Below are 2,797 nucleotides of genomic sequence, written 5' to 3'. Positions count from 1 at the left end.
CCTGTTCTGGGCTGCCGCAAAGGGCGAGATGGTTCACTTCGATACGCGAGACTGGACTGTAAAACGCGGAGCAATAATGGGCCACAGAAGCGGCTGCATAGCGCAGTTGTAGCGGAGTAAAAGTCCGCCAGTTTGTGCCCTTCGAGTTATCGGAGGGCGGGAGATGTATTCTGTGGATATTTATAGTCGTGTGCGCCGTGCCTGTTTGAAGGATGGTATGTCTGTTCGTGCGGCGGCCCGTTATTTCAACAAGGACCGCAAGACGATAGCGAAGATGCTTCGTCATGCGGTGCCGCCAGGATATCGCCGTTCAGAAGCCCCACTGCGACCAACGCTTGATGGTTATGTCGGTGTCATTGATGAGATTTTGCGCACAGATAAAGCCCTGATCAAAAAGCAGCGCCACACGGCCAAACGTATCTTTGAGCGGTTGCGCGACGAACACGGATACGCAGGCAGCCTCACGACGGTGACCTATTACGTGCGCGAGCAAAAACGGCGGACCAAAGAGGTGTTTGTGCCGTTGTCGCATCGTCCGGGCCATGCGCAGGTAGATTTTGGCGAGACGCTGGGTGTGATTGGTGGTGTAGAACGCAAAATCCACTTCTTTGTGATGAGCTTGCCGCATTCTGATGCGGTATTTGTGAAGGGATATCCTGCTGAGACGACGGAAGCGTTTTGCGACGGTCATGTGTCAGCCTTTGCATTCTTCGGCGGCATTCCCCAAACCATTCTTTACGACAACACCAAGATCGCCGTTGCACGGATTTTGGGTGATCGCACCCGTATCCGGACGCGTCGGTTCACAGAACTGCAATCGCACTACCTGTTTGATGACAAGTTCGGGCGGCCCGCGCGGGGCAATGACAAAGGCAATGTCGAGGGTATGGTCGGATATACCCGCCGCAACTTCATGGTGCCTGCGCCGCGTTATGACAGCTTTGATGATCTGAACGCTCATTTGGAGTCGAAGTGTTTGGAACGCCAGGGTGACAAGCTTCGGGGACACAATCAAACCATCGGCGAGCGGTTGATGTCGGACTTGGATGCGCTGATGGGTTTGCCTGTCGCGGAATATGAAGCTTGTGAGCACGTCAGCACGCGGGCCACATCGATCTCAATGGTGCGTTATCGCGGCAATGATTACTCTGTGCCGGTGGCGTATGCGCATCACGACGTCCACGTGCGCGGCTTTGTCCATGAGGTCATTATCGGGTGTGGCAATGAGGTGATTGCACGGCATCAGCGGTCCTACGCATCGGCTGATATGATCTTTGACCCGCTGCACTTCCTACCGCTGATCGAACAGAAAGTGGGCGCTTTGGATCAGGCCGCTCCGTTGCAGGGCTGGGGTCTACCAGATGTCTTCGCAACCCTGCATCGATTGCTTGAAGGCAGAATGGGCAAGCCGGGAAAGCGGGAATACGTGCAGGTTTTGCGCCTGCTGGAAACCTTCGAGGTCGACGTCGTGCAGGGTGCAATCAGCCATGCCATTGATCTGGGTGCGATTGGCTATGACGCTGTTAAACATCTTGTGCTGTGCCGGGTTGAGAAGCGACCGCCGCGATTGGATTTAGACTTCTATCCCTATTTGCCCAAGGCCAATGTCGGAATGACGCACCCGTCCAGCTACATGAGCCTGATGGGAGGAACAGCGGCATGACAGACGCGCCTCAAATCCTGCTGCATCACCACCTCAAGAAGCTGCGCCTACCAACGTTCCAAGGAGAGTACGCAAAACAGGCACAGATTTGTGCTGCTGAGAACAAAGATCACATCCAATATCTGGCGCGGCTGTGTGAGATGGAACTCATCGACCGCGAACGGCGGATGATTGAGCGGCGCATCAAGGCGGCCAAGTTCCCCAGCACCAAAAGCTTGGACAGCTTTGACTTCAAGATCATGCCCAGCCTGAACAAGCCGCTGACCATGGAGCTGGCGCGGTGTGACTACGTCGATCGCCGCCAGAACATCATCGCACTCGGGCCGTCAGGCACGGGCAAAACCCACATCGCTTTAGGGCTTGGGCTGGCGGCGTGTCAAAGAGGGCTGAAGGTGCGCTTCACGACGGCTGCGGCATTAGTCCATGATCTGATCGAGGCCCAAGATGAGCGAAGGCTGCAGCGTCTGCAAAAGCAACTCACCAGCCAGAACCTATTGATCATCGACGAACTGGGCTTCGTACCGCTCAGCAAATCTGGCGCAGAATTGCTCTTCGAGGTGATATCCCAATGCTATGAACGCGGCTCCATCATCATCACGTCAAATCTACCCTTCGACGAATGGACCGAAGTCTTTGGATCTGAGCGCCTGACCGGCGCGCTACTCGATCGCTTGACCCATCACGTCCACATCCTCGAGATGAACGGTGAAAGCTACCGGCTCAAACACAGCCGCAAAGCCAGACAATAAACCGGCACCACCAAGTTCAGAACAATGTCGGCCCAAGGGCCAACATGCGCTTTGGCCCGCTTCAGCTTTGTGACGAGCACGCGCGCCAAAGCGCGACACAACTTCAACCGCAGTGGCCCCTTTTTACGCCGCGATCTGGTCCCTTTTTACTCTGCGATTGACAGGTCAGTGAATGAAAATATGCCCTTTTCCGGACGGAACCGCCGACCTTTGCGGGAGGGGTTTGAGACGCCCTGGCAGACGACCCTGCGACCGGGGCCGAGGAGGCTCCCATGGTCGCGCCGCAGGACGATCAGCATGTCTGCAATTCCTCTGATAGAAACCCCTAGATTGCGAAGACGGACGATTTGTGGCCCAGTCGATAGCGCGAAAACGTCTGCGCGAT

The 2,797-nt window shown here is 55.8% G+C and carries 3 protein-coding genes; 2 read left to right on the top strand and 1 reads right to left on the bottom strand.

Going from position 1 to position 2,797, the window contains the following annotated elements:
• Positions 1-163 precede the first annotated feature (163 nt).
• Complete coding sequence (gene istA / locus Q1B15_RS07490; RefSeq protein WP_299752409.1) at positions 164-1,663, top strand: IS21 family transposase; 1,500 nt, start codon at positions 164-166, stop codon at positions 1,661-1,663.
• A complete protein-coding gene (gene istB / locus Q1B15_RS07485) occupies positions 1,660-2,412 on the top strand; it encodes an IS21-like element helper ATPase IstB (RefSeq protein WP_299752406.1) in 753 nt (250 codons plus the stop codon). Before istA ends, istB begins: the two co-directional genes overlap by 4 nt.
• A gap of 146 nt (positions 2,413-2,558) precedes the next feature.
• Here the strand turns inward: istB and Q1B15_RS07480 are convergent.
• Positions 2,559-2,797, bottom strand: a 239-nt coding sequence (locus Q1B15_RS07480; RefSeq protein WP_299752403.1) for a hypothetical protein, incomplete at its 5' end; no start/stop codon positions are given.

The sequence above is a fragment of the uncultured Boseongicola sp. genome (genome assembly GCF_937988555.1).
Lineage (GTDB): Bacteria > Pseudomonadota > Alphaproteobacteria > Rhodobacterales > Rhodobacteraceae > Boseongicola.
Note: the sequence above shows the minus strand (reverse complement) of the source record. Positions and strands in the feature narration are given on the sequence as shown.

Bases quoted from the DNA above. Each gene is read 5' to 3' on its own strand.
- istA (WP_299752409.1), top strand. From the start codon at position 164: ATGTATTCTGTGGATATTTATAGTCGTGTGCGCCGTGCCTGTTTGAAG.
- istB (WP_299752406.1), top strand. From the start codon at position 1,660: ATGACAGACGCGCCTCAAATCCTGCTGCATCACCACCTCAAGAAGCTG.